The organism is Pseudomonas sp. PSPC2-3, assembly GCF_049898265.1.
GTDB classification, from domain to species: Bacteria; Pseudomonadota; Gammaproteobacteria; order Pseudomonadales; family Pseudomonadaceae; genus Aquipseudomonas; species Aquipseudomonas veronii.
The window spans coordinates 23,562-48,103 of record NZ_JAFCXJ010000003.1; the positions used below are offsets into that span (position 1 = coordinate 23,562).

Sequence of the window (24,542 nt, forward strand, 5' to 3'; positions counted from 1 at the left end):
TGCGAGTGATTTCCCATGTTTGAGCGCCTTATCCAATTCGCCATCGAGCAGCGCATCATCGTGCTGTTGGCGGTGCTGTTGATGGCCGGTGTCGGCGTCGCCAGCTATCAGAAACTGCCCATCGACGCGGTGCCCGACATCACCAATGTGCAGGTGCAGATCAACTCGGCGGCGCCCGGTTTTTCGCCGCTGGAAACCGAACAGCGCATCACCTTTCCCATTGAAACCGCGATGGCCGGGTTGCCGGGGTTGCAGCAGACCCGTTCGCTGTCGCGCTCCGGTTTGTCCCAGGTCACGGTGATCTTCAAGGACGGCACCGACCTGTTCTTTGCCCGCCAATTGGTCAACGAACGCCTGCAAGTCGCCCGTGAACAATTGCCCGTCGGCATCGAAACGGCGATGGGGCCGATTTCCACCGGTCTTGGGGAAATTTTCCTATGGACCGTGGAAGCCGAAGAGGGCGCGCGCAAGGACGACGGCACGCCCTACACGCCGACCGACCTGCGCGTGATCCAGGACTGGATCATCAAGCCGCAACTGCGCAACGTGCCCGGCGTGGCCGAGATCAACACCATCGGTGGTTTTGCCAAGGAATACCAGATCGCCCCCGACCCCAAGCGCCTGGCGGCCTACAACCTGACCTTGAGCGATCTGGTCACCGCCCTGGAACGCAACAACGCCAACGTCGGTGCCGGCTACATCGAGCGCAGCGGCGAGCAGTTGCTGATCCGCGCACCGGGGCAAGTGGCGTCGATCGACGATATCGCCAACATCGTCATCACCACCTCGGACGGCACGCCGATCCGCGTGCGCAATGTGGCCCAGGTCGAGATCGGCCGTGAGCTGCGTACCGGCGCCGCCACCGAAAACGGCCGTGAAGTGGTGCTGGGCACGGTGTTCATGCTGATCGGCGAAAACAGCCGCACCGTGTCCCAGGCCGTGGCTGCGCGACTCGAACAGATCAACCGCTCGCTGCCCGAGGGCGTGGTCGCCGTGACCGTCTACGACCGCACCAACCTCGTCGAAAAAGCCATCGCCACCGTGAAGAAAAACCTTTTCGAAGGCGCGCTGCTGGTGGTCGCGGTGTTGTTCCTGTTCCTCGGCAACATCCGCGCGGCGCTGATCACCGCGATGGTGATCCCGCTGGCGATGCTGTTCACCTTTACCGGCATGTTCACCAACAAAGTCAGCGCCAACCTGATGAGCCTCGGCGCGCTGGACTTCGGCATCATCGTCGACGGCGCGGTGGTGATCGTCGAGAACGCGATCCGTCGCCTGGCCCATGCGCAACAGCGACACGGCCGCCTGTTGACCCGCAGCGAGCGCCTGCACGAAGTGTTCGCGGCGGCCAAGGAGGCGCGGCGCGCGCTGATCTTCGGGCAACTGATCATCATGGTGGTGTACCTGCCGATCTTCGCCCTCACCGGCGTGGCCGGGAAAATGTTCCACCCCATGGCCTTCACCGTGGTGATTGCCCTGTTCGGCGCGATGATCCTCTCGGTGACCTTTGTGCCGGCGGCGATTGCGCTGTTTGTCACCGGCAAGGTCAAGGAAGAAGAAAACCTGGTGATGCGCAGTGCGCGCCGGGTCTATGCGCCGGTGCTCGATGGGGTGATGGCGCGGCGCCCGCTGGTGTTCGGTTTGGCGCTGTTGACCATCGTCGCCTCGGGGCTGGTGGCCAGCCGCATGGGCAGCGAATTCATCCCCAGCCTCAGCGAAGGCGACTTCGCCCAGCAAGCCCTGCGCGTGCCCGGCACCAGCCTGACGCAGTCGGTGCAGATGCAACAGCAGTTGGAAAAAACCTTGATGGCCCAGGTGCCGGAAATCGAACGGGTCTTCGCCCGCACCGGCACCGCGGAGATTGCCTCCGACCCGATGCCACCGAACATTTCCGACAGCTACGTGATGCTCAAGCCCAAGGATCAGTGGCCTGATCCGCAGAAGTCCCGCGAAACGCTGATCGCCGATATCCAGCGCGCCAGTGCGATTGTGCCGGGCAGTGCGTATGAACTGTCGCAACCGATCCAGCTGCGCTTCAACGAGCTGATTTCCGGAGTGCGCAGCGACGTGGCGGTGAAGGTATTCGGCGACGACATGGCGGTGCTCAACGCCACCGCCGGGGAAATCGCCGAGACCTTGCAAGGCCTGAACGGCGCCTCGGAAGTGAAGGTCGAACAGACCTCCGGCCTGCCGGTACTGACCATCAATATCGACCGCGACAAGGCCGCGCGGTTTGGCCTGAACGTCGGCGATGTGCAGGACACGATTGCCGTCGCAGTCGGTGGGCGCCAGGCCGGAACGTTGTACGAAGGTGACCGACGTTTCGACATGGTCGTGCGTTTGTCCGACGCATTGCGCACCGATATCGACGGCTTGTCGCGGCTGCTGATCCCGGTGCCGGCGCTGGCCGGTAACGCCTCCGGGCAACTGGGTTTTATCGCCTTGTCCCAGGTCGCCAGCCTCGACCTGGTGCTGGGCCCGAACCAGATCAGCCGCGAGAACGGCAAGCGCCTGGTGATTGTCAGCGCCAACGTGCGGGGGCGTGATATCGGCTCGTTTGTCCAAGAGGCCGAAGCCGCCATCGGCGCGCAGGTCAAAGTGCCGGTTGGTTACTGGACCACCTGGGGCGGGCAGTTCGAACAGTTGAAGGAGGCCTCCGACCGCCTGCGCATCGTGGTGCCGGTGGCGCTGCTGCTGGTGTTCGGGCTGTTGTTCATGATGTTCAACAACCTCAAGGACGGGCTGTTGGTGTTCACCGGGATTCCGTTCGCCTTGACCGGTGGGATCATGGCGCTGTGGCTGCGCGATATTCCGCTGTCGATCTCGGCCGGGGTGGGCTTTATCGCCTTGTCCGGCGTGGCGGTGCTCAACGGCCTGGTGATGATCGCGTTTATCCGCAACCTGCGCGAGGAAGGGCGCTCGCTGTCGATGGCCATCAACGAGGGCGCGCTGACCCGGCTGCGTCCGGTGTTGATGACGGCGCTGGTGGCCTCCCTCGGGTTTATCCCCATGGCCCTGGCCACCGGCACCGGCGCCGAGGTGCAGCGGCCGCTGGCGACGGTGGTGATCGGCGGGATCATTTCCTCTACGTTGCTGACCTTGCTGGTGCTGCCGGCGTTGTATCACTGGGCGCATCGCAAGGACGAGGAAACACCAGGCTGAAGCGCGTAAAACGCCCCGGCTGGCTGCTGACATCGGCGTGGCCCTGATGCAGGTGCATGATCGACTGCACGATGGCCAGCCCCAGGCCGGTGCCGCCCTCGGCGCGGGTACGGCTGCTGTCGGCGCGGTAGAAGCGTTCGAACAAGTGCGGCAGGTGGTGCGCTTCGATGCCGCGCCCGGGGTTGCCGACCGACAGCGATACACGCTGGCCGTAGGTTTCCACCAGCAACAACACGGTAGACGCGGTTGGCGTGTGGCGGATGGCATTGGACAGCAAGTTGGAGATGGCCCGCTGGATCATCAGGCGATCGCCCATCACCCAGGCGTCGCCGCGCAGGTTCAGGGTCACCTGCTTGTCCTCGGCGCTCAAGGCAAACAGCTCCATCACCCGCTGCGCTTCGTCACCCAGCGACACCCGGGCAAACCCGGCCCGCGCCGCCGGATGGCTGACCTGGGCCAGAAACAGCATGTCGGAGACGATGCGCGACAGGCGTTCCATTTCCTCGACGCAGGATTCCAGGCCCGCTTGGTATTCCTGCGAAGGCCGCTCGCGGGACAACGTCACCTGCGCCTTGCCCATCAGGTTGGTCAATGGCGCGCGCAGTTCGTGGGCCAGGTCATCGGAGAACTGCGACAGTTGCCGCACACCGTCGTCCAGGCGGTGCAGCATGAAGTTGATGCCCTGGGCCAACTCGCCCAGCTCCTTGGGCAGGTTGTCCAGCGCCAGGCGATGGGTCAGGTCCTGGGTGCTGACCTGCGCCGCCACACGGCTGAACTGCTGCAACGGCGCCAGCCCGCGCTGCACCAGCCACCAGGCGCCCATGCCGATCAGGATCAGCAGCAGCGGCAGGGCGATCACCGTGGAGCGCAGGTAGGCACTGAGCAACGCTTCATCGTCGGAGCGGTCCAGCGAGAGCAGCACGCGCACGTTCTCGCCATTGCGCAGCGCCACCGTGCGCGAGGCGCTGAGGATGCGGTTGCCATGCCCGTCCACCCAGTTCAGGTAGGCCAGGGTCTTGCCGGCCGGTACGTCGAGCAACAACGGCTGCTGGGGTTTTGCGCCCACGCTGAGGAGCACCGGCGTATTGGCCTGGGTGCTCATGATGGTCAGGTAGATATTGTCGTGGCCCATCACCAGGTCCAGCAGCGAGTGGGGGCGGCTGCTGATGTCGCGGGGGGCGAGGCTCTGGCTCAGGCTGTGTTCCAACTGATCCAGCTTGTTTTCCAGGCCCTTGCGCGCGAGTTTGTCCAGCTCGTGGGTCAAGGCCAGGTAAGCCAGGGTCGCCAGCAGCACGACCAGTCCGGCGCCCATCAGGCTGACCGTCAGGCCCAGGCGCATCGACAGGCTGCTGGTCCTCATTGACGCGCCTCCAGCACGTAACCGACGCCGCGAATGGTGTGGATCAGCTTGACCTCGCTCTGGTCGTCGACCTTGCCGCGCAGGCGGCTGATGGAGACTTCGACGACGTTGGTGTCGCAGTCGAAGTTCATGTCCCACACCAGCGAGATGATTTGCGTGCGGGTCATCACCTCGCCGGCCTGGCGCATTAATACGTGCAGCAGGGCGAACTCCTTGGTGGTCAGGTCGATGCGTCGTGTGCCGCGGTAGGCGCGGTGGCGGCGCGGGTCCAGCTCCAGGTCGGCGACGCGCAACACGTCCGGCAACGGAATGTGCTCGCTGCGGCGCAACAGCGTGCGGACGCGAGCCAGCAGTTCGGGGAATTCGAAGGGTTTGACCAGGTAATCATCGGCGCCCATGTCCAGGCCCTTGATCTTGTCGGCCAGCCGGCCGCGGGCGGTCAGCATCATCACCCGCTGGTTGCCGTCGCGGCGCAGGTGTTCCAGCACTTCCCAACCGTCGGTGTTGGGCAGGTTCACGTCGAGGATCACCAGTTCATAGGTGTGTTGCCGGGCCAGGTGCAGGCCGTCGACGCCACTGGCGGCGCAATCGACGACATAGCCGCTTTCGGTCAGGCCCTGCTGCAAGTAATCGGCGGTTTTCTGCTCGTCCTCAACCACAAGGATACGCATGGGGATTTACCTTCAAAGGAAACGGAGAGGGGGCATGGCCTCATAGAGGCGCTGAATTTGGCTGTAGGAAAACTCTGAGCCGTGAAGTCGCTATAGGGTCAAGCCACGTCAGGTAGCTGCGACGATTCGCCGCTGTGCGAGTGAACAAAAAAACGCCCCAAGCGGGGCGTAAAAAGTTCATCTCCGTTCCAAAGGAGCTACACAAAAGCCGCAGAGATGAATAGTGCTCGATGCGCAGTATAAAAACTGCAACTTAACGCGAAGGTGAGGCCGATATTACAGTTCTGACAGATTTGAACCTGTGAAGAGATGTACTTCATCGGCAAGTAAATGTAAGCGTTGCTTAGAGCACCGCCAGTGGATATTCGATAATGACCCTTACTTCTTCCAGGTCCGACTCAAATGCACTTGAGCGCACGCTCGCCTGGCGCAGGCGCAGGGATAAGTCCTTCAGCGTGCCGGCCTGCACCACGTACTTGGCTTCGATATTGCGTTCCCAGCGGCGCTGATCGGTGAGCGGATTACCGGCGGCATCGCGGCGCATATACACCGCGTTGGCGTTGCTGTAGTCGGCCCCGCTGCCTTTGGCGTAGCGGGTCATGAACGTCAGGCCGGGAATGCCGAAGGCCTGCATGTCCAGGTCGTAGCGCACCATCCATGAGCGTTCCTTGGGCGAGTTGAAGTCGCTGTACTGGATCGAGTTGTTGAGGAAGATCGAGTCCGACTGGCGCAGGTAATCGAAGTCGTCGTCGCCATTGTTGCGCTGGTGCGACACGGCAACGCTGTGGGCACCGACTTTCACCCCGAGCCGGGCGCTCCAGATGTTGTTGTCGAATGTGCCCAGGCGCTTTTTGCCCTCGTCCACGGCCTTGTAGTAATTGACGTCGCCGAACAGCGAAACGTCTTCGGTGAGCGGGTAACTGGCGGTGCTGCCGACGTAGTATTGGTCCCAGGCGTCTTTCAGGCGGCTGCTGTACAGGCTGAAACCGAGGTGCTTGTTGAGTTGATAGTCACCGCCGAAATAGCCGATCCAGGGCGAGTCGACCGGGCCCGCATAAAACGTCGCGAAGCCTTTGTTCATGCCGCTTTCATTGGGCTGGCTCATGCCGCTCAAGCGTCCGCCCTGCAGGCTCAGGCCGGCGAGGCTGGTGTTTTGCACGGTGACGCCACGGAAACTTTCCGGCAATACACGGGAGTCGCCGTAGGCCACCACCGGCGTCAGCGGGAACACGTCGCCGGCCTTGATCACTGTGTCCAGCACGCGCAATTTCGCGGCGCCGCCGACCTTGCTGTAGCTGTCTTCGGGGCGGTTGTCGCGGTCCACCGGCAACATGCCGAACGAGCCTTTGCCGCCGCTGCGGCCGGTGCCCGAATCGAGTTTCACGCCGACCATGGCAAACGCATCCAGGCCAAAGCCCACGGTGCCTTGGGTGAAGCCGGATTCGAACTTGCCGATCAACCCCTGTGCCCAGGCTTCTGAATAGCCGTTGCCGGTCGGGCTGGATTGGCCTTTGCGATCATCGCGGTTGAAGTAAAAATTACGTGCCAGCACGTTCAGGCGGCTGCCTTCGATAAAACCGTCGGGCTGGTCTTCCACGGCCAGCGCTGCCAGGGGCAAGGCGGCGACGAGTGAGAGGGGAAGGGTGTAATAACGGATATGCATGTTTCGCTCCTCGGTATTGGCAGTGATCAGCTTCTTATGGAGGCGGGCGTTCTTATTGATTTGGCCCGGGCTGATAGTTGCAAACCGTGGATAACGGCTGTGTTGCGCGAACATTACAATTCTGGAACCTTAGTGCCACCTAACAAATACGTAATCTTCTGGTGAACATCGCGTCAGGGTTGTTTGGTTAGTCTCGACACTGAACTTTCAGTCGAGGAATGAACAATGAACTTTTATAAAACCAGCCTGGGTATATTGACGGCCATCCTGTCCTTCGGCGCATTGGCCGAAGGCGGCGGCGATCGCACGTTTGCGCTGATGATGGAGCGCAATGAACAAGCCATGACCGAATACGCGGCCAGAGAGGGCAAAGCGGCCCCGGTGGTGCAGACCTATCGCTATGGCATGACCCTGGACATCGCCAAGGTGGTCAACGTGACACCACCGATCCGCTCATGCAGCCCCGTGCCCTCGCGCATGACCTACGAAGACACCAGCGGCAAGCTCAATACCCTGGAATATCAAGTGATGGGTATCTGCCGGAACAATGGCAGCTGACCGCTGTAAAAAAGAGTGACGCCGGGCATTGAAGCGCTCTTCAGAAAACGCCGGCCACACCGATGAAGGCCGGGTGGAATGGGCGAATGCCAACTTCCTGCAGGAACTGGCTTACTCGATGTCGCAACTGCTGGCGCGCGGCGAACACGTTGCCGGTGCGGTGCGCCTGATGAGCGACGGCCGCTAGCAAGCCGAGCAGGGCCTGGCCCTGGCCGCCGAAGCCGGCACGGTGATCGTGGACATCCAGGACGGCGCACAAAAGGTCGTCAGCGCAGTCGGACAGTTCGCCAACCAGCTCTCGAACTGACCCGTAGGGCTTGTGCTTGAGGTATCGTAGGTTTTTTCACTATTGAAGAGCCGATCCTTCATGAGCCCCGACCACTGCCGCCCCGTTCCGCTGTCCAAGGCCTACCGCTTGCTCAACCACGGCCCGACCGTGCTGGTCAGCGCCGCGCATGACGGTCAGCGCAACATCATGGCTGCCGCCTGGGCCATGCCGTTGGATTTCGAACCGCCGAAAGTCGCGGTCGTGCTGGACAAGGCCACCTGGACCCGGCAACTGCTGGAACGCGCCGGCACCTTCGTGCTGCAGGTGCCCTGCGCGGCCCAGGCCGATCTCGTACAGACGGTGGGCACTATCAGCGGCGCGGAACTCGACAAATTCGCCGCCTATGGCCTGCGCACCTTCAACGGTGAACACACTGAGGCGCCTTTGCTCGAAGGCTGCGTCGCCTGGCTGGAATGCCGCCTGTTGCCTGAGCCGCACACCCAGCAGACCTACGACCTGTTCCTCGGCGAAGTGGTCGCGGCGTATGCCGACGAGCGCGTGTTCAGCGAAGGGCACTGGCACTTCGAAGGCGTTGATCAACTGCGCACCTTGCACCATGTGGCGGGCGGGCATTTCCTCACGATCGGCCAGCCGATTGACGGGCAGCAGCTGACGCCCGCCGGTTGAGCGCGTTCAGCGCCCGAGCATCTTCACCCAGCGCGCCGGCGGCATGCCGTAGGTGCTGTGAAATTGCCGGGTCATGTGGCTCTGGTCGGTGAAGCCGGCGATCATCGCTGCGTCCACCAGCGTTTTGCCCTGGGCCAGCAGGCTGCGTACCAGATCCAGCCGGCGCATGGTCAGGTAGCGGTAAGGGCTGGTGCCGAACAACAAACGAAAATCCCGCGACAAGGCCCAGCGGTCGCGGCCGGCGTGTTCGGCCATTTCATCCAGGGTGATGCTGCGGCCCAGGGCGCTGTGGATAAATTCCCGGGCGCGTTCGGCGGCGACGTAATCGAAGGTCTTGCGGGTGGTGATCGCTCCCGAGGCGTTGTTCAAGGCTTGGGCCAGGTCGAACAGGGCGTCCTGCTCCTGCAGCCGGTCGATCGGGCAGTCCAGGCTTTGCAGCAACACTTCGCTGGCGCGAAACAGCCACGGGTCGATGGACACCCCGCCGGGGATAAACGGCAACGGCTTGCCGCCGAGGATCTGTTGGACCAGCGCCGGCTCCACATAGATCATGCGGTACTTGAAGCCTTCCTCGCTGCCGGCGCGGCCGTCATGGGTCTCGTCGGGATGAATCACCATGGTGGTGCCGGGCAGGCCATGGGTCATGCCGCCGCGATAATGAAAACTCTGCACGCCGAACAAGGTGCGACCGATGGCATAGGTGTCATGGCGATGCAGGTCGAACGCGATGCCGGCGAAGTACGCCTCGATACGGTCCAGGCCACTGGCATGCGGCGCGCGGTGGACCCAGTCGAGGGTGGGGGTGGGTTTACCCATGGTGACTTGTCACAAGAAGAGGTGGAAACACGTTAACCGAGTCTGAGGCCCTTGTCTGCCGGGGTCTTGTACGATTGTGCAGGGGGGCAGGCGAGGCCTATGATCGCTGTTCGTGCCCTGTGCTGATGGAGTTGCCCGCCATGGATTTGCTCAACCCCGCCTACGTGACGCCCCTGATCTCGCTGGCCCTGCTGTGGACGGTGGCGGTGGTCACGCCCGGGCCCAATTTCTTCAACACCGCGCAACTGGCCGCCAGCTGTTCGCGCCGCCATGGCGTGGTGGCCTCGGCGGGTGTCGCGACTGGGACGATCCTGTGGGGGCTGGCCGGTGGGCTGGGCATAAAGTCGCTGTTTACCGCCGCCCCCATGCTGTACCTGGCGTTCAAGATCATCGGTGGCTGCTACTTGATCTACCTGGGGTTGAAGCTGTTCAAACGCTCGGCGCCGGTGATGGGGCAGAGCCGCTTGCCGGACGGGGCTAGGCGCTCGTTGTTTTCCGCCTGGCGCCTGGGGTTGCTGGGCAATCTGTCCAATCCCAAGGCCGCGCTGTTCGTCGCCACCATCTTCGCGTCCACCATGCCGCCGTCGCCATCGCCGATGCTGTTGACCCTGGCGGTGATCATCATGGCCACCTTGTCGTTCAGCTGGTATTCCAGCGTGGCCCTGGTGTTTTCCAGTGCGCGCATGGCCGACCTCTACAGCCGCTCGCGTAAATGGCTCGACCGTTTTGCCGGGAGTTGCTACATGCTGTTTGGTGCACATCTGGTAGCGAATCGCTGACCGCTTATGGTAAGAAGCCTTACTTTCAACAGTGAGGTTGGGTCATGAGCAAGGTGCGCGTAGGGATTATTTTTGGTGGCCGTTCGGCCGAGCACGAAGTCTCGCTGCAATCGGCGCGCAATATTGTCGATGCCCTCGACCGCTCGCGCTTCGAGCCGGTGCTGATCGGCATCGACAAGGCCGGTCACTGGCACCTTAACGACACCTCGAACTTCCTGATCAACCAGGAAAACCCGGCGCTGATCGCCCTCAACCAGTCCAACCGCGAACTGGCGGTGGTGCCGGGCAAGGCCAGCCAGCAAGTGGTGGAAACCGCCGGCAGCGGCCTGCTCGCGCATATCGATGTGATCTTCCCCATCGTCCACGGCACCCTCGGCGAGGACGGTTGCCTGCAAGGCCTGCTGCGCATGGCCGACCTGCCTTTCGTCGGCTCCGACGTGCTCGGCTCGGCGGTGTGCATGGACAAGGACATCAGCAAACGCTTGCTGCGCGACGCCGGCATTGCCGTCACGCCGTTTATCACCCTCAACCGCAACAACGCGGCGCGCACGTCGTTCGACATGGCGGTGGGCAAGCTCGGCCTGCCGATGTTCGTCAAACCCGCCAACCAAGGCTCTTCGGTGGGCGTGAGCAAAGTGAACGACGAGGCCGAATACCACGCCGCCGTCGAACTGGCCCTGGGCTTTGACGAGAAAGTGCTGGTGGAGTCCGCCGTCCACGGCCGCGAAATCGAATGCGCCGTGCTGGGCAACGAACATCCCATCGCCAGCGGTTGCGGCGAGATCGTGGTGAGCAGCGGCTTCTATTCCTACGACAGCAAGTACATCGACGACCAGGCGGCCCAAGTGGTAGTGCCGGCCGATATCAGTGTGCAAGCCAGCGAGCGGATTCGCCGCCTGGCCGTCGAAGCGTTCGAGGTGTTGGGGTGCGCAGGGCTGGCGCGGGTCGATGTGTTCCTCACCGAGGACGGCGAAGTGCTGATCAACGAAATCAACTCGTTGCCGGGTTTTACCCGGATCAGCATGTACCCCAAGCTGTGGCAGGCGGCGGGGATGAGCTACAGCGAGTTGGTCAGCCGCTTGATTGAACTGGCGTTGGAGCGGCATGCGGGGCGCAAGGGGTTGAAGATCAGCCGATAGTCATCGCCCGGCGCGTCAGTAACGCCATCAGGCGTTACTGAGGACTTCCCGGAAAACGTCCGGTCTTATAGCCGCAATATGCAGCAGCGAACGTGCTGCGCCGGAGGGGGAGCGACGCCCTTGTTCCCACTCTTGAAGGGTTCTTATCGACACCCCCAATAGCTCGGCAAATTTGGCTTGCGACAACCCAGTCTTACTTCTTGCGTCCGCGGCTTGAGTGATTTCAACCTGGTAGACTGCGCCGTAAAGCCCCGCTTTGACATCCTGAATGGCTGCCAGTAATTCTTCGCCGATAGCGCGCTTGGCGTCACGTTCCTTCAGCTGTTTCTCAGTGAGTGGCATGGTTCATGTCCTTCGCGATTTTGTACAGGATATGCGCTGGAATAGGCTCGGTAGCGCCCTTGCCGTAAATCAGCAGGGCTACTACTGCTCCACACGACAATTGTGTGGTGTAGGCCTTTGTTAATCAGCTTGTACGAGCAATCCACGAATACAACAACGTCTTCGCCTCTTGCGGTTGATGCGTGCGTCGGCGGTAGCTGGCAAACGTCGGTGATGTGCAGTAGGTACACACCTCACTCACTTCAATCTGCTCGCGCCGAATGCCCGCCGCTTGCAGCAGCATCAGCCCATACCCGCTCAAGTCAAACCATGCGCTGCCCGCTTGTCTCGCCTGGGGCGGTGCAATTTCCGGCGTCAGCAGCGGTGCCGGTTGCTCAGCGCTCCATGGCGCCTGGCGGTGTGGCCACAGGTGCCCTTGGTCCGACTGGAACTCGGCAATAAACGCCGCGCTCACCTCATAACAACAGGGCTTGATCGACGGCCCGATTGCCACCTGCAATTGATCGACAGCCACTCCTTCAGCGGCAAAGCGCTGCACGGCGCTGGCGATGATCCCGCGTTGCAGGCCCTTCCAGCCACCGTGCACAGCGGCCACCCAGTCACCGTTGTTCGAGGCGAACAGAATGGGCAGGCAGTCGGCGGTGATCACCGCGATCGGGTGGTGATGGCGCGTCAACACGCCATCGGCTTCGACCGTATTGGCCACCCGATCTGCCTGCCATTCCATCACCGACGCACTGTGTATCTGCTTGCAGATGAATACCTCTTCCGGCCGCTGCGGGTCATTGATCGAACAAAAACCGTGGTCGACACCAGGAACGGAACCGAGATTGTTTGCCTTGCGCACTGTGCTGTTCTCCGTGCATTAACGATCAATCGCCCAACGCCTCTCCCTCCCGCCGAGGGTCGGCACCGCCGCTCAGCAGCACCTTGCCCTGCGCATCCCGCGTGCGAACGATGGCCTGGATGCCACTGGTCATCTCGATCTCGCTCAGCGCATGGCCCTTGTCCCTGAGCGCCTGTTTCAACGCCGGGCTGAACAGGCCGGTTTCCAGTTCGGTAGCGCCATTGCGGCTGCCGAAGTTGGGCAGGCTGATCGCGGCTTGCGGGTCGAGTTGCCAGTCGAGCATCGCCACCAGGGATTTGCTCACGTATTCGATGATCTGCGAGCCGCCCGGCGAACCCAGGGCGGCCAGCAACTCACCGCTGTGGCGGTCGAACACCAGGGTCGGCGCCATGGCCGAGCGCGGGCGTTTGCCGGGTTGCACGCGGTTGGCCACCGGCTGGCCGTTTTCTTCGGGAATGAACGAGAAGTCGGTCATCTGGTTGTTGAGCACAAAGCCCTGGACCATCAGGTGCGAGCCAAATGCGGACTCCACCGTGGTGGTCATCGACACGGCGCCACCCTGGTCATCCACCGCCACCACTTGTGAGGTGGAGATGCGCAGCGGCGAGCGGTCCGGGGCATACGCCACTTGAATGCCCGCCGGTTGGCCCGGCTGCGCGATGCCCAGGCTGCGTTCACCGATCAGCGCGGCGCGTCGGGCCAGGTAATCCGGGGCGACCAGGCCGGCGACCGGCACCGGCACAAAGTCGGCATCGGCCACATACAGGGCGCGGTCGGCAAAGGCCAGGCGCCCGGCTTCGGCGATCAGGTGAACCGCTTCGGGCGTGGGCTCAAGGCCGGCGGGGGAGGCGCTCTTGAGCGGTGTCATGGGCGCGATGGCCAGGCGTGGGTCGCGGGCTTGCAGGGCCTGCAACGTGCCGAGGATCTGTGCGATGGCAATCCCGCCCGACGACGGCGGCGGCATGCCACAGATTTTCCAGCGCTTGTAATCGGTACACAGTGGCGCGCGCTCCTTGGCCGCGTAGCCTGCAAGGTCGGCCTCGGACAGGCTGCCCGCGTTGCGGTGGCCCTGCACCTTGCGCGCAATCTCGTCGGCGATCGGGCCGTGGTACAGCGCGTCCGGGCCTTCCTCGGCGATGCGCTTGAACACGGCGGCCAGCGCCGGGTTTTTCAATAGGGTGCCGGTGGCTTTGGGCGTGCCATCGGCGTTCAGAAAGTAGGCCGCCATCTCCGGCGACTGTGGGATAAAACGGTCAGCGGCAATCAGGCTGTGCAAGCGCGGCGAGATGGCGAAGCCGTGTTCCGACAGCCGGATCGCCGGCTCGAACAACCGGGCCCAGGGCAGATGCCCGGTCTTTTTGTGCGCCAGCTCCAGCGCTCGCAACACCCCCGGGGTGCCCACCGAACGCCCGCCGATCTGCGCTGCGGTGAACGCCATCGGCTGCCCGTCGGGCTTGAGGAACAAGCGCTCGGTCGCCCCGGCCGGTGCGGTTTCCCGGCCGTCATACGCCTGCACGCGGTTCCCGTCCCACAGCATGATGAACGCGCCGCCGCCAATCCCCGACGACTGCGGCTCCACCAGCGTCAACACCGCCTGCATGGCAATCGCCGCGTCGATCGCCGAACCGCCCTGGCGCAACATCTCGCGCCCGGCTTCGGCGGCCAGCGGGTTGGCCGCTGCCGCCATATGCTGCGCGGCGTGGCGCGGGCTGAGGTCGGTGCGATAGCCCGAGCCCAACTCCGGCGCCGCTGGCGGTTCGTTGACCGGGGAGTGGCAGGCCACCAGGGCCAGGGCTGCGGCAATGACCGTCAGGTGACGGCGGGCAATCGAAAACACGCGTTGAACTCCGTTCATTTTGCGAATGATCTGTCGTTCTTGGGGAGTGCGTTTACAGGTAGATCGAGCCCTGCATATACAGCACAGCCTTGCCGGAAATAATCACCCGGTCGCCCTTGAGGGCACAGCGCAACTGGCCCTTGCGCGTGCCGCCCTGTTCGGCGCTCAGGCTTGTCTTGCCCAGGCGCTCGGCCCAGAACGGCGCCAGCGAGGTGTGCGCCGAACCGGTGACCGGGTCTTCATTGACCCCCACATTCGGGCCGAACCAACGGGAAATGAAATCGAACCGCGCACTCTTGGCCGTCACCGCAATCCCGCGTTTGGGCAGGCCCTTGAGCCGGGCGAAATCCGGGGTGAGCGCGGCGACCTGGGCTTCGTCGTCGAGCAACACGATGTAGTCATCGGTGCCGAACACCTCGGCGCGTTCAATCCCCAGCGCGCTCAACATTCCGGCAGGCGGCTCGCACGCTTGTGGCGCTTTCGCCGGGAAATCCATCGCCAGTTCATCGCCCTCGCGGGTTACCCGGAGCTCGCCGCTGCGCGTTGCAAACCGCAGCACGTCAGGCGCATCCGCCAACGCATTGATCAACACCCACGCCGCTGCAAGCGTGGCATGGCCGCACAGGTCGACTTCGACGGTCGGGGTGAACCAGCGCAACTCATAAAAATCGTCACGCGGTACGAAGTAGGCGGTTTCGGACAGGTTGTTTTCGGCGGCGATGTTTTGCAGTTGCGCGTCGCTCAGCCACTCGGTCAGCGGGCACACCGCAGCGGGGTTGCCGCCGAAAGGGTGTTGGCTGAAGGCGTCGACTTGGTAGATGTCCAGTTTCACCGTGGTGTACTCCATGTGCGAGGGGGAGGCTGGACACTAACAGCGGGCTGCGGGGAGCGTCAAAATACAGATGGGCTGTTTTTTTGCGCGCATGCACGAGGCCGCGAGGGACGCGGCGCAGCTTTTTCGGCGGCTCGGAAAAAAATGCCCCGACGGGCCGGGGCATTTCAGGTCGCGGTTTTACGTGCTGGCGCTATTTCGCTGCTTGGTTTTGCGGGCCGCCACTGCCGATCTGCCACACGTAGGGCGGTTCGGTGCCGTTGATTTCCCAATCACCGATGATCCGCTCTTTATAGATCAATGGATTATGCGAGGCCGCGGTGCGCGCATTGCGCCAGTGGCGGTCGAGTTGCAGGCTCGTGCGTGCGGCGGAAGCGCCCAGGGCGTTGAACAGGTCGCTGGTGGCGCGAAGCACCAGCTCGGCAATCACCACTTGCGCTTGGGCCGACTCCAGCTCCGCAGCGATGTTGGCCTCGCGTTCGACCTGCGCATCCTTGGCGAAGTGCGCCACGTAGGCGCGTTGCGACGCCGCGGCGGCGCGCAGGGCGGCCGCTTCGGCGGTGTAGACCTGCGCCGAGGCTTTGCCGACCACCTGCTGCACCTGGGCATCGTCACGCACCGCTGCCGCATTGCCATGGCTGAACACCCGGGCGCGAACACGTACCTGTTGGGCCACCTCTCGCACGGCCGCCTGCCCCGACCCGACCAGGACAGCCAGCAGGGTCAGTTGGTAAAACGCCGTCTGGTATTTAAAGCGCGTGGAGAAGTCGATCAGGTGGTCGTCTTCGACCACTGCGTTTTCAAACACTGACGTGCCGCTGCCGGTGGTGCGCTGCCCAAAGCCATCCCAATCGTCGCTTTGCCGCACACCCGGTTGCTGCACGCGGACCGCCGCGATCACGTCGGCACCGGTGTCGTCCCGTTGGGCGTACAGGTCGATCCAGTCGGCGAACAGGCTACCGGTGCTGTAGAACTTGGTGCCGTTGGCGACCCATTGCTCGCCCTGGCGGCTGATGCGGGTAATCACCTGGCCGATCTTCACGTCGCCGACTTCGGTCCAGGCATTGCCGACCAGTTCCCCGGCCACAAACCGCTCGAACCAGGCGTTCTGGGCGCTGAATGCCTGAGCGTTGAGGCGGTCTTCGACAAACGCAAAATGCCCGCGCAGGGCTTGTGTCACGTTGGAGTCGGCGGCCGCCAGTTCAATCAACAGTTGGAACAGTTGCGGCAGCGAGGCGCCGGCCCCGCCGAATTCGACCGGGACGCGCACGGCGCCGAACCCGGCCTGCTTGAGCCATTGGATCGGTTCGAACGGCAGCGTGCGGCTGCGTTCGCGCTCGACCGCCCCTTCGGCGATCCGCGCAAAGATCGGCCGAAAACGCGCGGCGAGCGCTTCGTAATCGGTGCCGACAGACAATGTGTTCAGCGTGGTGAAACTGGACATAGGATGGATTCCTCTTCAGCGCAGTCAAGCGTCAAGTCAGGTCGGAGAATCTGGACGGTTTGGTGTGGTCGGTGGCGTTGGCGCCGGTTTTGAACGCTCCGCGATAACGCGCCGCCGGATGGTCATCGGCGGCATACGGCGAAGTGCCGTCGAGGAGGTTTTCGCGCAGGGTGTCGCCCTCATAGGCGGTGCGGACACGGCCCCGGCGTTGCAGCTCCGGAACGATGAACTCGACGAGGTCTTCGAAGGTGCCCGGGGTGATCGCATAGGCCAGGTTGAACCCGTCGATACCGCCGACGTCCACCCAGCGCTCCATCTCGTCGGCCACCGTTTTCGGGCCGCCCACCAGCACTGGGCCCAAGCCGCCGATGCTGCGGTGTTTGATGATGTCGCGCGGCGTCCACTTGCGGTCGGGGTCGGCGGTGGCGAGCAGTTCCAGCACCGAGCGGATGCTGTCGTTGTCGATCGCTTCCAGGGGTTGGTCCGGGTCGTATTCGGAGAAATCGATACCGGTCCAGCCGCCGTAAAACGACAACATGCCTTCGCCGTTGGCATAGCTCAGGTAGTCGCGGTATTTGGCTTGCGCGGCTTCATCGCTTTCACCGGTGATCACCGTCAGCAGCGTGAACACCTTGACCGAGTCACGGCTGCGGCCGGCTGCCACGGCGCGGTTGCGGATGTCATCGGAGACCTCGCGCGCCTGTTCGGCGGTGGCCGGGCTGATGAACACCCCTTCGGCGTGCTTGGCGGCAAAGGCGCGGCCACGGCTGGAAGCGCCGGCCTGGAAAATCACCGGGGTGCGCTGTGGCGACGGCTCGGACAGATGGATGCCCGGCACATCGTAGTATTTGCCCTTGTGGCCGATCGGATGGACTTTGCTCGGGTCGGTAAAGATCCCGCGCTCGCGGTCACGCAGCACCGCGTCTTCATCCCAGGAGCCTTCCCACAGCTTGTAGGTCACGTCCAGAAACTCATCGGCGATGTCATAGCGTTCGTCGTGGGAAATCTGCTGCTTAAGGCCCAGGTTGACCGCCGCGCTGTTGAGGTACGAGGTCACCACGTTCCACGCCACGCGGCCTTTGGTCAGGTGGTCGAGGGTCGAGAACTTTCGCGCCAGGGCGTAAGGCTGTTCGTAGGTCAGCGCCGAGGTCACGCCAAAGCCCAAGTGCTTGGTGACGGTGGCCATGGCCGGCACTTGAAAGAACGGATCGTTGACCGGCACCTGGTCGGCGTCGAGCAGGGAGGTTTCCACCGAGCCGCGATAGATGTCATAGACGCCGACGACGTCGGCGATAAATACCGAGTCGAAATAGCCGCGCTCAAGCAGCTTGGCCAACTCGACCCAGTAATCGAGATCCTTGTATTTCCATGCCTGGCTGTCCGGGTGACGCCAGGTGCCCGCGGCCTGATGACTCACGCAGGTCATTTCAAACGCATTGAGGATAATGCGGGAAGCCATAGTCGATTAACTCCAGTTGTCTTGATTCATGGGGCACGCAGGGCCGTTCACTCGTGGTTTGAGGGGGTGATTGCATGGTTCATGCCGAGTGCCAAAGGCCCGTAATGCCTGGGTTTTGTCGGTTCCTGGGGCTGGCGGCCTATCACTGGAGCAACACTTTGTTGTTCTGGTGAACGGTGGCGAACACCCGGCGCGTGTGGTCAGGAATAGAAACTCGGTGTCGGCGGTTTTTGCTTCAACGCCCATTCGCCGAGTTCGCGGATGCGGTAGTCCACCGGGTCGTGCAGGGTCTGGGTCCGCAGGTTGCGCCAGTAGCGGTCGAAGCGCCGCGAGGCTTGGGTGGCGCGGGCGCCTGTCACCTCGAACAGCCTCGAACTGAGGTCCAGGCCCACTCGTGTGGCGTGGACCTTGGCGCTGCCGATGGCCAGGGCCAGGTTCGCCCGTTCCTCGGCGCGCAGTTGTTCGCCGCGGTTCCAGGCCTTGTCGAACAACGCATTGGCCCGTTCGGCCAGGGCGCGGACTGCCTCCAGGCCGGCCCAGAACTCGCCGTAGTGGGCCAGTACATACGGGTCGTCGACCGCCCGCTCGACCTCGGACTTGAACCAGGCGTGTGCTTCGTGGGTGGTGTAGTGCTGCGCCTGCTCAAAGGCGCCTTCGGCAATGCCGAGGAACAGGTTGACGAAGGTCAGTTGCGCCAACAGCGGTCGCAGCCCGGAAAACACCGTGCTCAGCGGGCCCGGGTCCAGCAGCAGTTCATCTTCGGCGACCCGCACGCGTTCGAAACGGGCGCTGCCGCTGTCGGTCTGGCGTTGGCCCATGTTGTTCCAGTCGTTGAGCAGGGTAATGCCGGCGCGGTCGGTGGGGATCGCGGCGATCAGCAGTTTGCCTGTGCCACTGTCCTCCAGCGCCGATGCGATCAGGCGGTCGGAGTCGCTGGCCCCGGAACAGAAGCTTTTCATCCCGGTGAACTCGCGCCCGCCGTCCACGCGCGTGGCCACGGTGCGGGTGTCCAGCGGGTTGAGCGCGTTGCCCCAGAACCAACGCTGGCGGACGGTCTGTTCCAGCCAGGGCTGCCACTGATCGGGCCGCGAGAACAGGCGCACGGTGGCGAGCATCAAATGTTGGAAACCGAACACGTGGGCCATCGAACTGTCGACCTTGGCGAACTCGCGCACGATGTTCAGGGTGTCGCTCCAGCTGGCGCCGAGGCCGCCGAATTCATGGGGAATACTCAGGGTCAGCAGGCCGCTGTCGCGCAGGGCATCACGCTCGCGCTTGGGTGTGCCGCCGCGTTCGTCGCGCTCGACAGCCGTACTCGCCCAGTCGGCCGCCAGACGGCGGGCGACCTGCACAGGATCGTTGGGGGTGGTCACAGGGGAACTCCTTGCAATGGAAAACAACGCCGGGCCGGCCTGGGTGGCGGTCGGTCCCGGCGTGTGGCGCGACGTGTTCTACAACCCGAACAGGCGGGCGGCGTTGCCATAGAGGACGTTGTCGAGCACCTCGGGTCGCAACCCCAGGCGCAGGACATCCTCGATGGATTGGCGAATCGGGCGGAACGGATAGGACGAGCCGAACAACAGCTGCTCTGCCAGAAAGCCGTTGGCCGCTTGCACGTAGGCTTCGCTGCCGGGCTGGAACAGGTACATGTCCGGCACCAGGTAGATGTTCGGGTAGCGAAAGGCCACGCCGAGTGCTTGCTGCACGTTGGGCCAGTAGCCGTGGTAGCAGACGATCGCCAACTGCGGGAATGCCCGGGCGACCTTGGCCAGGCGTTCGGGGTTGTTGAAGGCGGGGTCCGGGGTGGTTGGCCCGCTCATCAGAAACAGCGGAATGCCGCGTGCCTGCAAATGCTCGTAGATCGGCCAGTACAGCGGGTCATCCGCCTGCCTGGCCGGTTCGCCAAACCCCGGCTCCAGGTCGATTCCGGCCAGGCCCAGCGCCGAGATGGCGCGCTCGATTTCGCCCAGCGCGCCGTCGATACCCTGCAGCGCCGGGTCGATGCTGGCGATGCCGAGCAGCTCAGCGTGGTCGCGCACGATGCTGTGAATCAGGTCGTTGGGCAGATGCTGGCCGGGGGTGTGCCGACCGACCACCACCGCCCGGCTCAACCCGGCGTCGCGCACTTCATCGAGAAACCCCTGGGGTGTGCGCGAACGGGCGAAGTGCTCGTCGTCGCCACGCGTGCCCACCCGCCGGTTCAGCCAGCGGGCAGTGGCGGTCTCGGCGCTGCCTGGGGTGGCGCCGAAAAAATCGTGCAGGTACGCCGGGCGGCAGCGCATATCAATCACGTTCATGCCGTGGCCTCTTCCTTGGCCGAGGTGTGGCCGGCGCGCACGTCGAACGCGCCGCCGGTGAGTACTTGGTCGCGGACCGTGACAGGCTGTTTGCCCAACAGCGGGAACACCAGTTCGGCAAAGCGGAAAGCCTCTTCCAGGTGCGGGTAGCCGGACAGTACAAAGCGGTCTACGCCGAGGTCGGCATATTCCTGCAGACGCTTGGCCACGGTCTGAGGGTCGCCCACCAGCGCCGTACCGGCGCCGCCGCGCACCAGGCCGACACCGGCCCACAGGTTGGGCGAAACCTCGAGTTTGTCGCGCTGTCCGCCATGCAAGGCGGCCATGCGGCGCTGACCTTCGGAGTCCATCTTGGCGTAGTTCTCTTGGGCGTCGGCGATCACATCGTCGTCGAGGTGGCTGATCAGCTCTTCGGCCGCCGCCCAGGCCTGCTCGTTGGTTTCACGCACGATCACATGCAGGCGCACGCCGAAATGCAGGGTGCGGCCATATTTTTTCGCGCGCTCGCGCACATCGGCGATCTTCGCGGCCACGGCCGCCGGTGGTTCGCCCCAGGTCAGGTAGGCGTCGACCTGTTGCGCCGCCAGCTCATGGGCGGCCGGGGACGACCCGCCAAAATACAGGGGCGGGTGCGGTTGCTGCACGGGTTTGAAGAAGTTCTGCGCGCCTTCGACGCGCACATGCTTACCGGTGAAATCCACCACCTCGCCACTGAGCAAGCGACGCCAAACGCTCAGGAATTCGCCGGCGGCTTCGTAGCGTTGGTCGTGGTCGAGGAAAATACCGTCGGCGGCCAACTCGGTGGCATCACCACCGGGCACCACGTTGAGTAACAGGCGGCCGTTGCTGGCCTGGTCCAGTGTGGCCGCTTGACGGGCCGACGCCGTGGGGTTGCCCAGCGAGGTGCGCAGCGCCACCAGCAACTTCAGGCGATGGGTGACCGGTACCAGGCTGGCGGCGGTAATCCATGGGTCCAGGCAACTGCTGCCGGTGGGAATCAACACTCCGTCATAGCCCAGGCTCTCGGCGGCGACCGCGATTTGCTGCATGTACTTATTGGTGGCCGGGCGGCCGCTGTCGGATCGCCCCAGGTAACGGGTGTCGCCGGAGGTGGGCAGAAACCAAAAAATATCAAGACTCATCAACATGCTCCTCGCTGCAAAAATAAGAAGCCCGCTGCCTTGGGTAAGGTAAGACGGCAGCAGGTTGTGCAACGCAGGGCCGGCACGGCTCTAGGGAGGCGCTTGTTGGAACAAGTCTGTGGCTGTGGCCGATGGTTCTGAAGGAGCAAGCATCGTACCAATCCATCAACTTATTGATTTGTAAGGCTATTGTTGTTTTTTGGTGAGACGCTGAGTGTCGCTGGAGGAGAGGAAGTGTTGAACCCCTGTTGCCTGGCAGACAGTTGTGCGCAAAGCGGGAAGTGTTCGCAGGGCAACAGGTGTTAAGCAGGCTGTGCCGAATCAATACATGATTGTTCTCGAGGTTCTTATATAAGTGATTGATAAGTAACGATTTAAACCTTGGCATGGAGACTGCAAAAGGGCCTGTATAGCACTCTGAAGGAGAGTCCCCATGGCCCAGACACTGCCTCTGGCGTTGTTACAGCAAGCCCAGGCCCGAGGTGCGGCGATTGCTCTGCGCTACAAGCGCCTGGGCATCTGGCATGCGCGCACTTGGAGCGAGTTGGCGCAGGAGGTCAGCCGCCTGGCGGCAGCCCTGCATCAGCGCGGGTTCAGTCGCCACGACGATTTACTGATCATCAGCCAGGCCCGTTCCGAAGCCTTGTTACTGGCCCTGGCCGCGCAGTGGCTGGGCGGCAGCGTCACCCTGCTGGACCCCGAACGCGACAACCGCGCATTGCTGGCCCGGCTGCGCCCGAGCTTCGTGCTGGCCGAAACCCTGGAGGCGGTGCAACAGGTCGGTCATGCCGATCGTGCGCCTCCGGTATTGCTGTTCCTCGACGGGCGCGGTCTGAATGCCGGTGACGGGAAGGGGTTGAGCGCTTACGCCGATTTGTCCGCTGGCGTGGCGGCGGAACCGCCGGCCTGCGCCACTGATTCCGCAGCCGTCGCCTTCGTGTTCCATGCCGATACGCACGGGCCTTCCCTGCGGTTGAGCCATGCGCAATTGCTGGGGGGCGCACGCAAGCTGGTGGCGCGCGAGCAACTGAGCGGCGCTGAAGAAGCCTTGGCGGCCCGCGTGTTCGCCGCCAGCGGTCAGGCGCGTTACTTGCTGGCGCCCTGGCTCTGCGCCGGGTTCTGCCTGAATTTCCCGGAGGCCATGGCCACGCGCGACACCGATCGCCGTGAATTGGGGCCAACCCTGGTGCTGGGCACGCGTGAGTCCTATGCCCGTCTGGAGCTGTGGGCCCGAGAGCGCCTGCCGTTGCCCGGCACGCTCGCGCATCGGGTGTACCGCTGGGCAATGACGCCGGATGCCCAGGGTTTGCGCCGCTGGCTCGGCTACTGGCTGGTCCGCAGACCCTTGCTCGATGTGTTGGGCATGAGCCGCCTGCGCGTGCCGTTGCTGGTCGGGCCCGCGCTGAGCCAAGAGAGCGCCGCTTTCTTTGGTGCTTTGGGCATCCATCCGGGCGCCTGGCAGGAACCTTCCGCCCGGCCGGAACGTGCCGAGGCTCACACCCACCTGATTTCTCACTCCGTCTGACGAGCCCCATGAGCGCAACCACTGAATCCGAATTACTGCGGCTCGATGACATCTCCCTGTCGTTCAAGGGCGTCAAGGCCATCACCTCCATCAGCTTCGCCGTGAAGGCCGGGGAAATCTGTGCATTGATCGGCCCCAACGGCGCGGGCAAAAGTTCGCTGCTCAACGTGATCAATGGCGTCTACCAGGCCCAGAGCGGCAGCATCACCTATGCCGGACAGGCCCGGCGGCGCATGCGCCCGCACCAGGCCGCCGAGCGCGGTATTGCGCGGACCTTTCAAAACATCGCGCTGTTCAAGGGCATGAGCGTGCTCGACAACGTGCTGACCGGCCGCAACCTCAAGCGCCGCAGCAGTTGGGTCGAGCAGATGCTGCGCCTGGGCCGTGCGCCTCGCGAGGACGACGAGCAGCGCCTTCACGCCGAACACATCATCGAGTTTCTGCGCATCCACCCCTGGCGCCATGTGCTGGTGGGCACGCTGCCTTACGGTTTGCAGAAACGCGTCGAGCTGGCCCGCGCCCTGGCTGCGCAGCCCCGGTTGCTGCTGCTGGATGAACCCATGGCCGGCATGAACGCTGAAGAGAAGGGCCAGATGAGCCAATTCATCCGCGACATCAACCGCGAGTTCGGCACCACCGTGGTGTTGATCGAGCACGACATCGGGGTGGTCATGGGCTTGTGCGACCACGTGGTGGTGCTCGATTACGGCCGCAAAATCGGCGATGGCACGCCCGAGCAAGTGCGCGCCAACCCCGATGTGATCGCTGCTTACCTGGGCACGCGGCGTTCCCGTGCGGAGAGCCACTGAACATGCAATTTTTCTTCGAAGTGCTGATTGGCGGGCTGCTGGCGGGCGTCATGTACTCCCTGGTGGCGATTGGTTTTGTCCTGATCTACAAGGCCTCCGGGGTGTTCAATTTCGCCCAGGGGGCGATGGTGCTGTTCGCCGCGCTGACCTTTGTCAGCCTGCTCGAACGCGGTTTCCCGTTCGTGTGGGCCTTTGTCATCACCCTGGCGAGCATGGTGGTCCTGGCGCTGCTGATCGAAAAAATGGTGCTGCGGCCGTTGGTCAATCGCGCACCGATCATCCTGTTCATGGCCACGCTTGGGCTGTCCTACCTGATCGAAGGGTTTGCGCAGTTTCTTTGGGGCGCTCAAGTCCATGGTCTGGAATTGGGCATTGCCGACGAGCCGCTGGAAATCCGCGGCATGCTGCTTTCGCAGTTCGACCTGTTCGCCGCCGGAACGGCCGCCACGCTGGTGATCGCCCTGTCGCTGCTGTTCAACCGGACCCGCATCGGTCTGTCGCTGCGCGCGGTTGCCGACGATCCGTTGGCGTCCCTGGCGATTGGCATCCGCCTGCCACGCATCTGGGCGCTGGTCTGGGCGGTGGCGGGTTTTGTCGGGCTGGTGGCCGGGTTGCTCTGGGGCGCTCGCCTCGGGGTGCAGTTCTCCTTGTCATTGGTGGTGCTCAAGGCCTTGCCGGTGTTGATCATCGGCGGTTTTTCCTCCATCGGCGGGGCGATTGTCGGCGGGCTGATCATCGGCGCGGCGGAAAAAATCGCGGAGATTTACCTCGGCCCGATCATCGGCAGCGGCATCGAAAACTGGGTGCCTTACGTCCTCGCCTTGCTGTTTCTGTTGGTGCGGCCTGCCGGGTTGTTCGGCGAGCGGGCGATCGAACGGGTCTGATTTTCTTTCAAGGAATGCCTC

The 24,542-nt window shown here is 63.5% G+C and carries 21 protein-coding genes and 1 pseudogene; 9 read left to right on the forward strand and 13 right to left on the reverse strand.

The window, feature by feature from the left end; translation table 11 throughout:
- The first annotated feature begins 15 nt into the window (after nucleotides 1-15).
- A complete protein-coding gene (locus ACP7E3_RS07450; RefSeq protein ID WP_057005638.1) occupies nucleotides 16-3,162 on the forward strand; it encodes a CusA/CzcA family heavy metal efflux RND transporter in 3,147 nt (1,048 codons plus the stop codon).
- Here ACP7E3_RS07450 and ACP7E3_RS07455 read toward each other — a convergent pair.
- From ACP7E3_RS07455 to ACP7E3_RS07465, 3 genes are all read right to left on the reverse strand, one after another.
- The gene (locus tag ACP7E3_RS07455; RefSeq protein ID WP_426122735.1) at nucleotides 3,086-4,522 is read right to left on the reverse strand and encodes a heavy metal sensor histidine kinase; all 1,437 of its coding nucleotides are present in this window, start codon (nucleotides 4,520-4,522) and stop codon (nucleotides 3,086-3,088) included. The genes ACP7E3_RS07450 and ACP7E3_RS07455 overlap by 77 nt on opposite strands.
- Nucleotides 4,519-5,193 carry a heavy metal response regulator transcription factor gene (locus tag ACP7E3_RS07460; RefSeq protein WP_046384814.1) on the reverse strand — a complete coding sequence of 225 codons (675 nt, stop codon included), beginning with the start codon at nucleotides 5,191-5,193 and terminating at the stop codon, nucleotides 4,519-4,521. Before ACP7E3_RS07460 ends, ACP7E3_RS07455 begins: the two co-directional genes overlap by 4 nt.
- 343 nt (nucleotides 5,194-5,536) lie before the next feature.
- The gene (locus tag ACP7E3_RS07465; RefSeq protein WP_177031396.1) at nucleotides 5,537-6,856 is read right to left on the reverse strand and encodes an OprD family porin; all 1,320 of its coding nucleotides are present in this window, start codon (nucleotides 6,854-6,856) and stop codon (nucleotides 5,537-5,539) included.
- Nucleotides 6,857-7,081: 225 nt separating this feature from the next.
- Here ACP7E3_RS07465 and ACP7E3_RS07470 point away from each other — a divergent pair, with 225 nt between their 5' ends.
- From ACP7E3_RS07470 to ACP7E3_RS07480, 3 genes and pseudogenes are all read left to right on the forward strand, one after another.
- On the forward strand, nucleotides 7,082-7,414 hold the full coding sequence (locus ACP7E3_RS07470; RefSeq protein WP_046384813.1) for a DUF2790 domain-containing protein: 333 nt from the start codon (nucleotides 7,082-7,084) through the stop codon (nucleotides 7,412-7,414).
- A gap of 151 nt (nucleotides 7,415-7,565) precedes the next feature.
- Nucleotides 7,566-7,721: pseudogene (locus ACP7E3_RS07475) on the forward strand (chemotaxis protein); the annotation flags it as partial.
- Nucleotides 7,722-7,781: 60 nt separating this feature from the next.
- Nucleotides 7,782-8,369 carry a flavin reductase family protein gene (locus tag ACP7E3_RS07480; protein ID WP_426122737.1) on the forward strand — a complete coding sequence of 196 codons (588 nt, stop codon included), beginning with the start codon at nucleotides 7,782-7,784 and terminating at the stop codon, nucleotides 8,367-8,369.
- A gap of 6 nt (nucleotides 8,370-8,375) precedes the next feature.
- On the opposite strand, the gene ACP7E3_RS07485 is transcribed toward ACP7E3_RS07480, so the two are convergent.
- Nucleotides 8,376-9,185 carry an AraC family transcriptional regulator gene (locus ACP7E3_RS07485; RefSeq protein ID WP_108525188.1) on the reverse strand — a complete coding sequence of 270 codons (810 nt, stop codon included), beginning with the start codon at nucleotides 9,183-9,185 and terminating at the stop codon, nucleotides 8,376-8,378.
- Between the two features lie 140 nt (nucleotides 9,186-9,325).
- On the opposite strand from ACP7E3_RS07485, the gene ACP7E3_RS07490 reads away from it, so the two are divergent.
- Nucleotides 9,326-9,964 carry a LysE family transporter gene (locus ACP7E3_RS07490; RefSeq protein WP_426122740.1) on the forward strand — a complete coding sequence of 213 codons (639 nt, stop codon included), beginning with the start codon at nucleotides 9,326-9,328 and terminating at the stop codon, nucleotides 9,962-9,964.
- A 44-nt stretch (nucleotides 9,965-10,008) separates the two neighbouring features.
- Nucleotides 10,009-11,103, forward strand: coding sequence for a D-alanine--D-alanine ligase (gene ddlA, locus ACP7E3_RS07495; protein WP_017844486.1), 1,095 nt, complete (start codon nucleotides 10,009-10,011; stop codon nucleotides 11,101-11,103).
- 27 nt (nucleotides 11,104-11,130) lie between these two features.
- On the opposite strand, the gene ACP7E3_RS07500 is transcribed toward ddlA, so the two are convergent.
- The 9 genes from ACP7E3_RS07500 to ssuD all read right to left on the reverse strand — a co-directional run bounded on the left by ACP7E3_RS07500 (nucleotide 11,131) and on the right by ssuD (nucleotide 21,303).
- Nucleotides 11,131-11,445, reverse strand: a complete 315-nt coding sequence (locus ACP7E3_RS07500; RefSeq protein WP_426122742.1) for a helix-turn-helix domain-containing protein — start codon at nucleotides 11,443-11,445, stop codon at nucleotides 11,131-11,133.
- Between the two features lie 124 nt (nucleotides 11,446-11,569).
- Complete coding sequence (gene pgeF / locus ACP7E3_RS07505; RefSeq protein WP_057005643.1) at nucleotides 11,570-12,292, reverse strand: peptidoglycan editing factor PgeF; 723 nt, start codon at nucleotides 12,290-12,292, stop codon at nucleotides 11,570-11,572.
- 25 nt (nucleotides 12,293-12,317) lie between these two features.
- Nucleotides 12,318-14,147, reverse strand: a complete 1,830-nt coding sequence (gene ggt, locus ACP7E3_RS07510) for a gamma-glutamyltransferase (protein ID WP_169881867.1) — start codon at nucleotides 14,145-14,147, stop codon at nucleotides 12,318-12,320.
- A gap of 34 nt (nucleotides 14,148-14,181) precedes the next feature.
- Nucleotides 14,182-14,961, reverse strand: a complete 780-nt coding sequence (locus ACP7E3_RS07515) for a PhzF family phenazine biosynthesis protein (protein WP_017844482.1) — start codon at nucleotides 14,959-14,961, stop codon at nucleotides 14,182-14,184.
- Between the two features lie 193 nt (nucleotides 14,962-15,154).
- The gene (locus ACP7E3_RS07520) at nucleotides 15,155-16,405 is read right to left on the reverse strand and encodes an acyl-CoA dehydrogenase family protein (protein WP_426122745.1); all 1,251 of its coding nucleotides are present in this window, start codon (nucleotides 16,403-16,405) and stop codon (nucleotides 15,155-15,157) included.
- Between the two features lie 31 nt (nucleotides 16,406-16,436).
- Nucleotides 16,437-17,864, reverse strand: a complete 1,428-nt coding sequence (locus ACP7E3_RS07525; protein WP_046384804.1) for an LLM class flavin-dependent oxidoreductase — start codon at nucleotides 17,862-17,864, stop codon at nucleotides 16,437-16,439.
- Nucleotides 17,865-18,064: 200 nt separating this feature from the next.
- On the reverse strand, nucleotides 18,065-19,237 hold the full coding sequence (locus ACP7E3_RS07530; RefSeq protein ID WP_426122747.1) for an acyl-CoA dehydrogenase family protein: 1,173 nt from the start codon (nucleotides 19,235-19,237) through the stop codon (nucleotides 18,065-18,067).
- A 78-nt stretch (nucleotides 19,238-19,315) separates the two neighbouring features.
- Complete coding sequence (locus ACP7E3_RS07535) at nucleotides 19,316-20,161, reverse strand: amidohydrolase family protein (protein WP_201021779.1); 846 nt, start codon at nucleotides 20,159-20,161, stop codon at nucleotides 19,316-19,318.
- Nucleotides 20,158-21,303 (reverse strand): FMNH2-dependent alkanesulfonate monooxygenase, encoded by a 1,146-nt coding sequence (ssuD, locus tag ACP7E3_RS07540; RefSeq protein ID WP_108525204.1) that lies wholly within the window; start codon nucleotides 21,301-21,303, stop codon nucleotides 20,158-20,160. Before ssuD ends, ACP7E3_RS07535 begins: the two co-directional genes overlap by 4 nt.
- A 433-nt stretch (nucleotides 21,304-21,736) precedes the next feature.
- On the opposite strand from ssuD, the gene ACP7E3_RS07545 reads away from it, so the two are divergent.
- The 3 genes from ACP7E3_RS07545 to ACP7E3_RS07555 are packed head-to-tail and all read left to right on the forward strand — an operon-like array spanning nucleotide 21,737 to nucleotide 24,521.
- Nucleotides 21,737-22,828, forward strand: coding sequence for an AMP-binding protein (locus ACP7E3_RS07545; protein ID WP_046384800.1), 1,092 nt, complete (start codon nucleotides 21,737-21,739; stop codon nucleotides 22,826-22,828).
- Between the two features lie 8 nt (nucleotides 22,829-22,836).
- Complete coding sequence (locus ACP7E3_RS07550; RefSeq protein WP_046384799.1) at nucleotides 22,837-23,637, forward strand: ABC transporter ATP-binding protein; 801 nt, start codon at nucleotides 22,837-22,839, stop codon at nucleotides 23,635-23,637.
- 2 nt (nucleotides 23,638-23,639) lie between these two features.
- A complete protein-coding gene (locus ACP7E3_RS07555) occupies nucleotides 23,640-24,521 on the forward strand; it encodes a branched-chain amino acid ABC transporter permease (RefSeq protein ID WP_169865240.1) in 882 nt (293 codons plus the stop codon).
- Nucleotides 24,522-24,542: the final 21 nt, after the last annotated feature.

Coding starts and splice junctions, on each gene's coding strand:
- ACP7E3_RS07450 (WP_057005638.1), top strand. CDS start 16: ATGTTTGAGCGCCTTATCCAATTCGCCATCGAGCAGCGCATCATCGTG.
- ACP7E3_RS07455 (WP_426122735.1), bottom strand. CDS start 4,522: ATGAGGACCAGCAGCCTGTCGATGCGCCTGGGCCTGACGGTCAGCCTG.
- ACP7E3_RS07460 (WP_046384814.1), bottom strand. CDS start 5,193: ATGCGTATCCTTGTGGTTGAGGACGAGCAGAAAACCGCCGATTACTTG.
- ACP7E3_RS07465 (WP_177031396.1), bottom strand. CDS start 6,856: ATGCATATCCGTTATTACACCCTTCCCCTCTCACTCGTCGCCGCCTTG.
- ACP7E3_RS07470 (WP_046384813.1), top strand. CDS start 7,082: ATGAACTTTTATAAAACCAGCCTGGGTATATTGACGGCCATCCTGTCC.
- ACP7E3_RS07480 (WP_426122737.1), top strand. CDS start 7,782: ATGAGCCCCGACCACTGCCGCCCCGTTCCGCTGTCCAAGGCCTACCGC.
- ACP7E3_RS07485 (WP_108525188.1), bottom strand. CDS start 9,185: ATGGGTAAACCCACCCCCACCCTCGACTGGGTCCACCGCGCGCCGCAT.
- ACP7E3_RS07490 (WP_426122740.1), top strand. CDS start 9,326: ATGGATTTGCTCAACCCCGCCTACGTGACGCCCCTGATCTCGCTGGCC.
- ddlA (WP_017844486.1), top strand. CDS start 10,009: ATGAGCAAGGTGCGCGTAGGGATTATTTTTGGTGGCCGTTCGGCCGAG.
- ACP7E3_RS07500 (WP_426122742.1), bottom strand. CDS start 11,445: ATGCCACTCACTGAGAAACAGCTGAAGGAACGTGACGCCAAGCGCGCT.
- ggt (WP_169881867.1), bottom strand. CDS start 14,147: ATGAACGGAGTTCAACGCGTGTTTTCGATTGCCCGCCGTCACCTGACG.
- ACP7E3_RS07520 (WP_426122745.1), bottom strand. CDS start 16,405: ATGTCCAGTTTCACCACGCTGAACACATTGTCTGTCGGCACCGATTAC.
- ACP7E3_RS07525 (WP_046384804.1), bottom strand. CDS start 17,864: ATGGCTTCCCGCATTATCCTCAATGCGTTTGAAATGACCTGCGTGAGT.
- ACP7E3_RS07535 (WP_201021779.1), bottom strand. CDS start 20,161: ATGAACGTGATTGATATGCGCTGCCGCCCGGCGTACCTGCACGATTTT.
- ssuD (WP_108525204.1), bottom strand. CDS start 21,303: ATGAGTCTTGATATTTTTTGGTTTCTGCCCACCTCCGGCGACACCCGT.
- ACP7E3_RS07545 (WP_046384800.1), top strand. CDS start 21,737: ATGGCCCAGACACTGCCTCTGGCGTTGTTACAGCAAGCCCAGGCCCGA.
- ACP7E3_RS07550 (WP_046384799.1), top strand. CDS start 22,837: ATGAGCGCAACCACTGAATCCGAATTACTGCGGCTCGATGACATCTCC.
- ACP7E3_RS07555 (WP_169865240.1), top strand. CDS start 23,640: ATGCAATTTTTCTTCGAAGTGCTGATTGGCGGGCTGCTGGCGGGCGTC.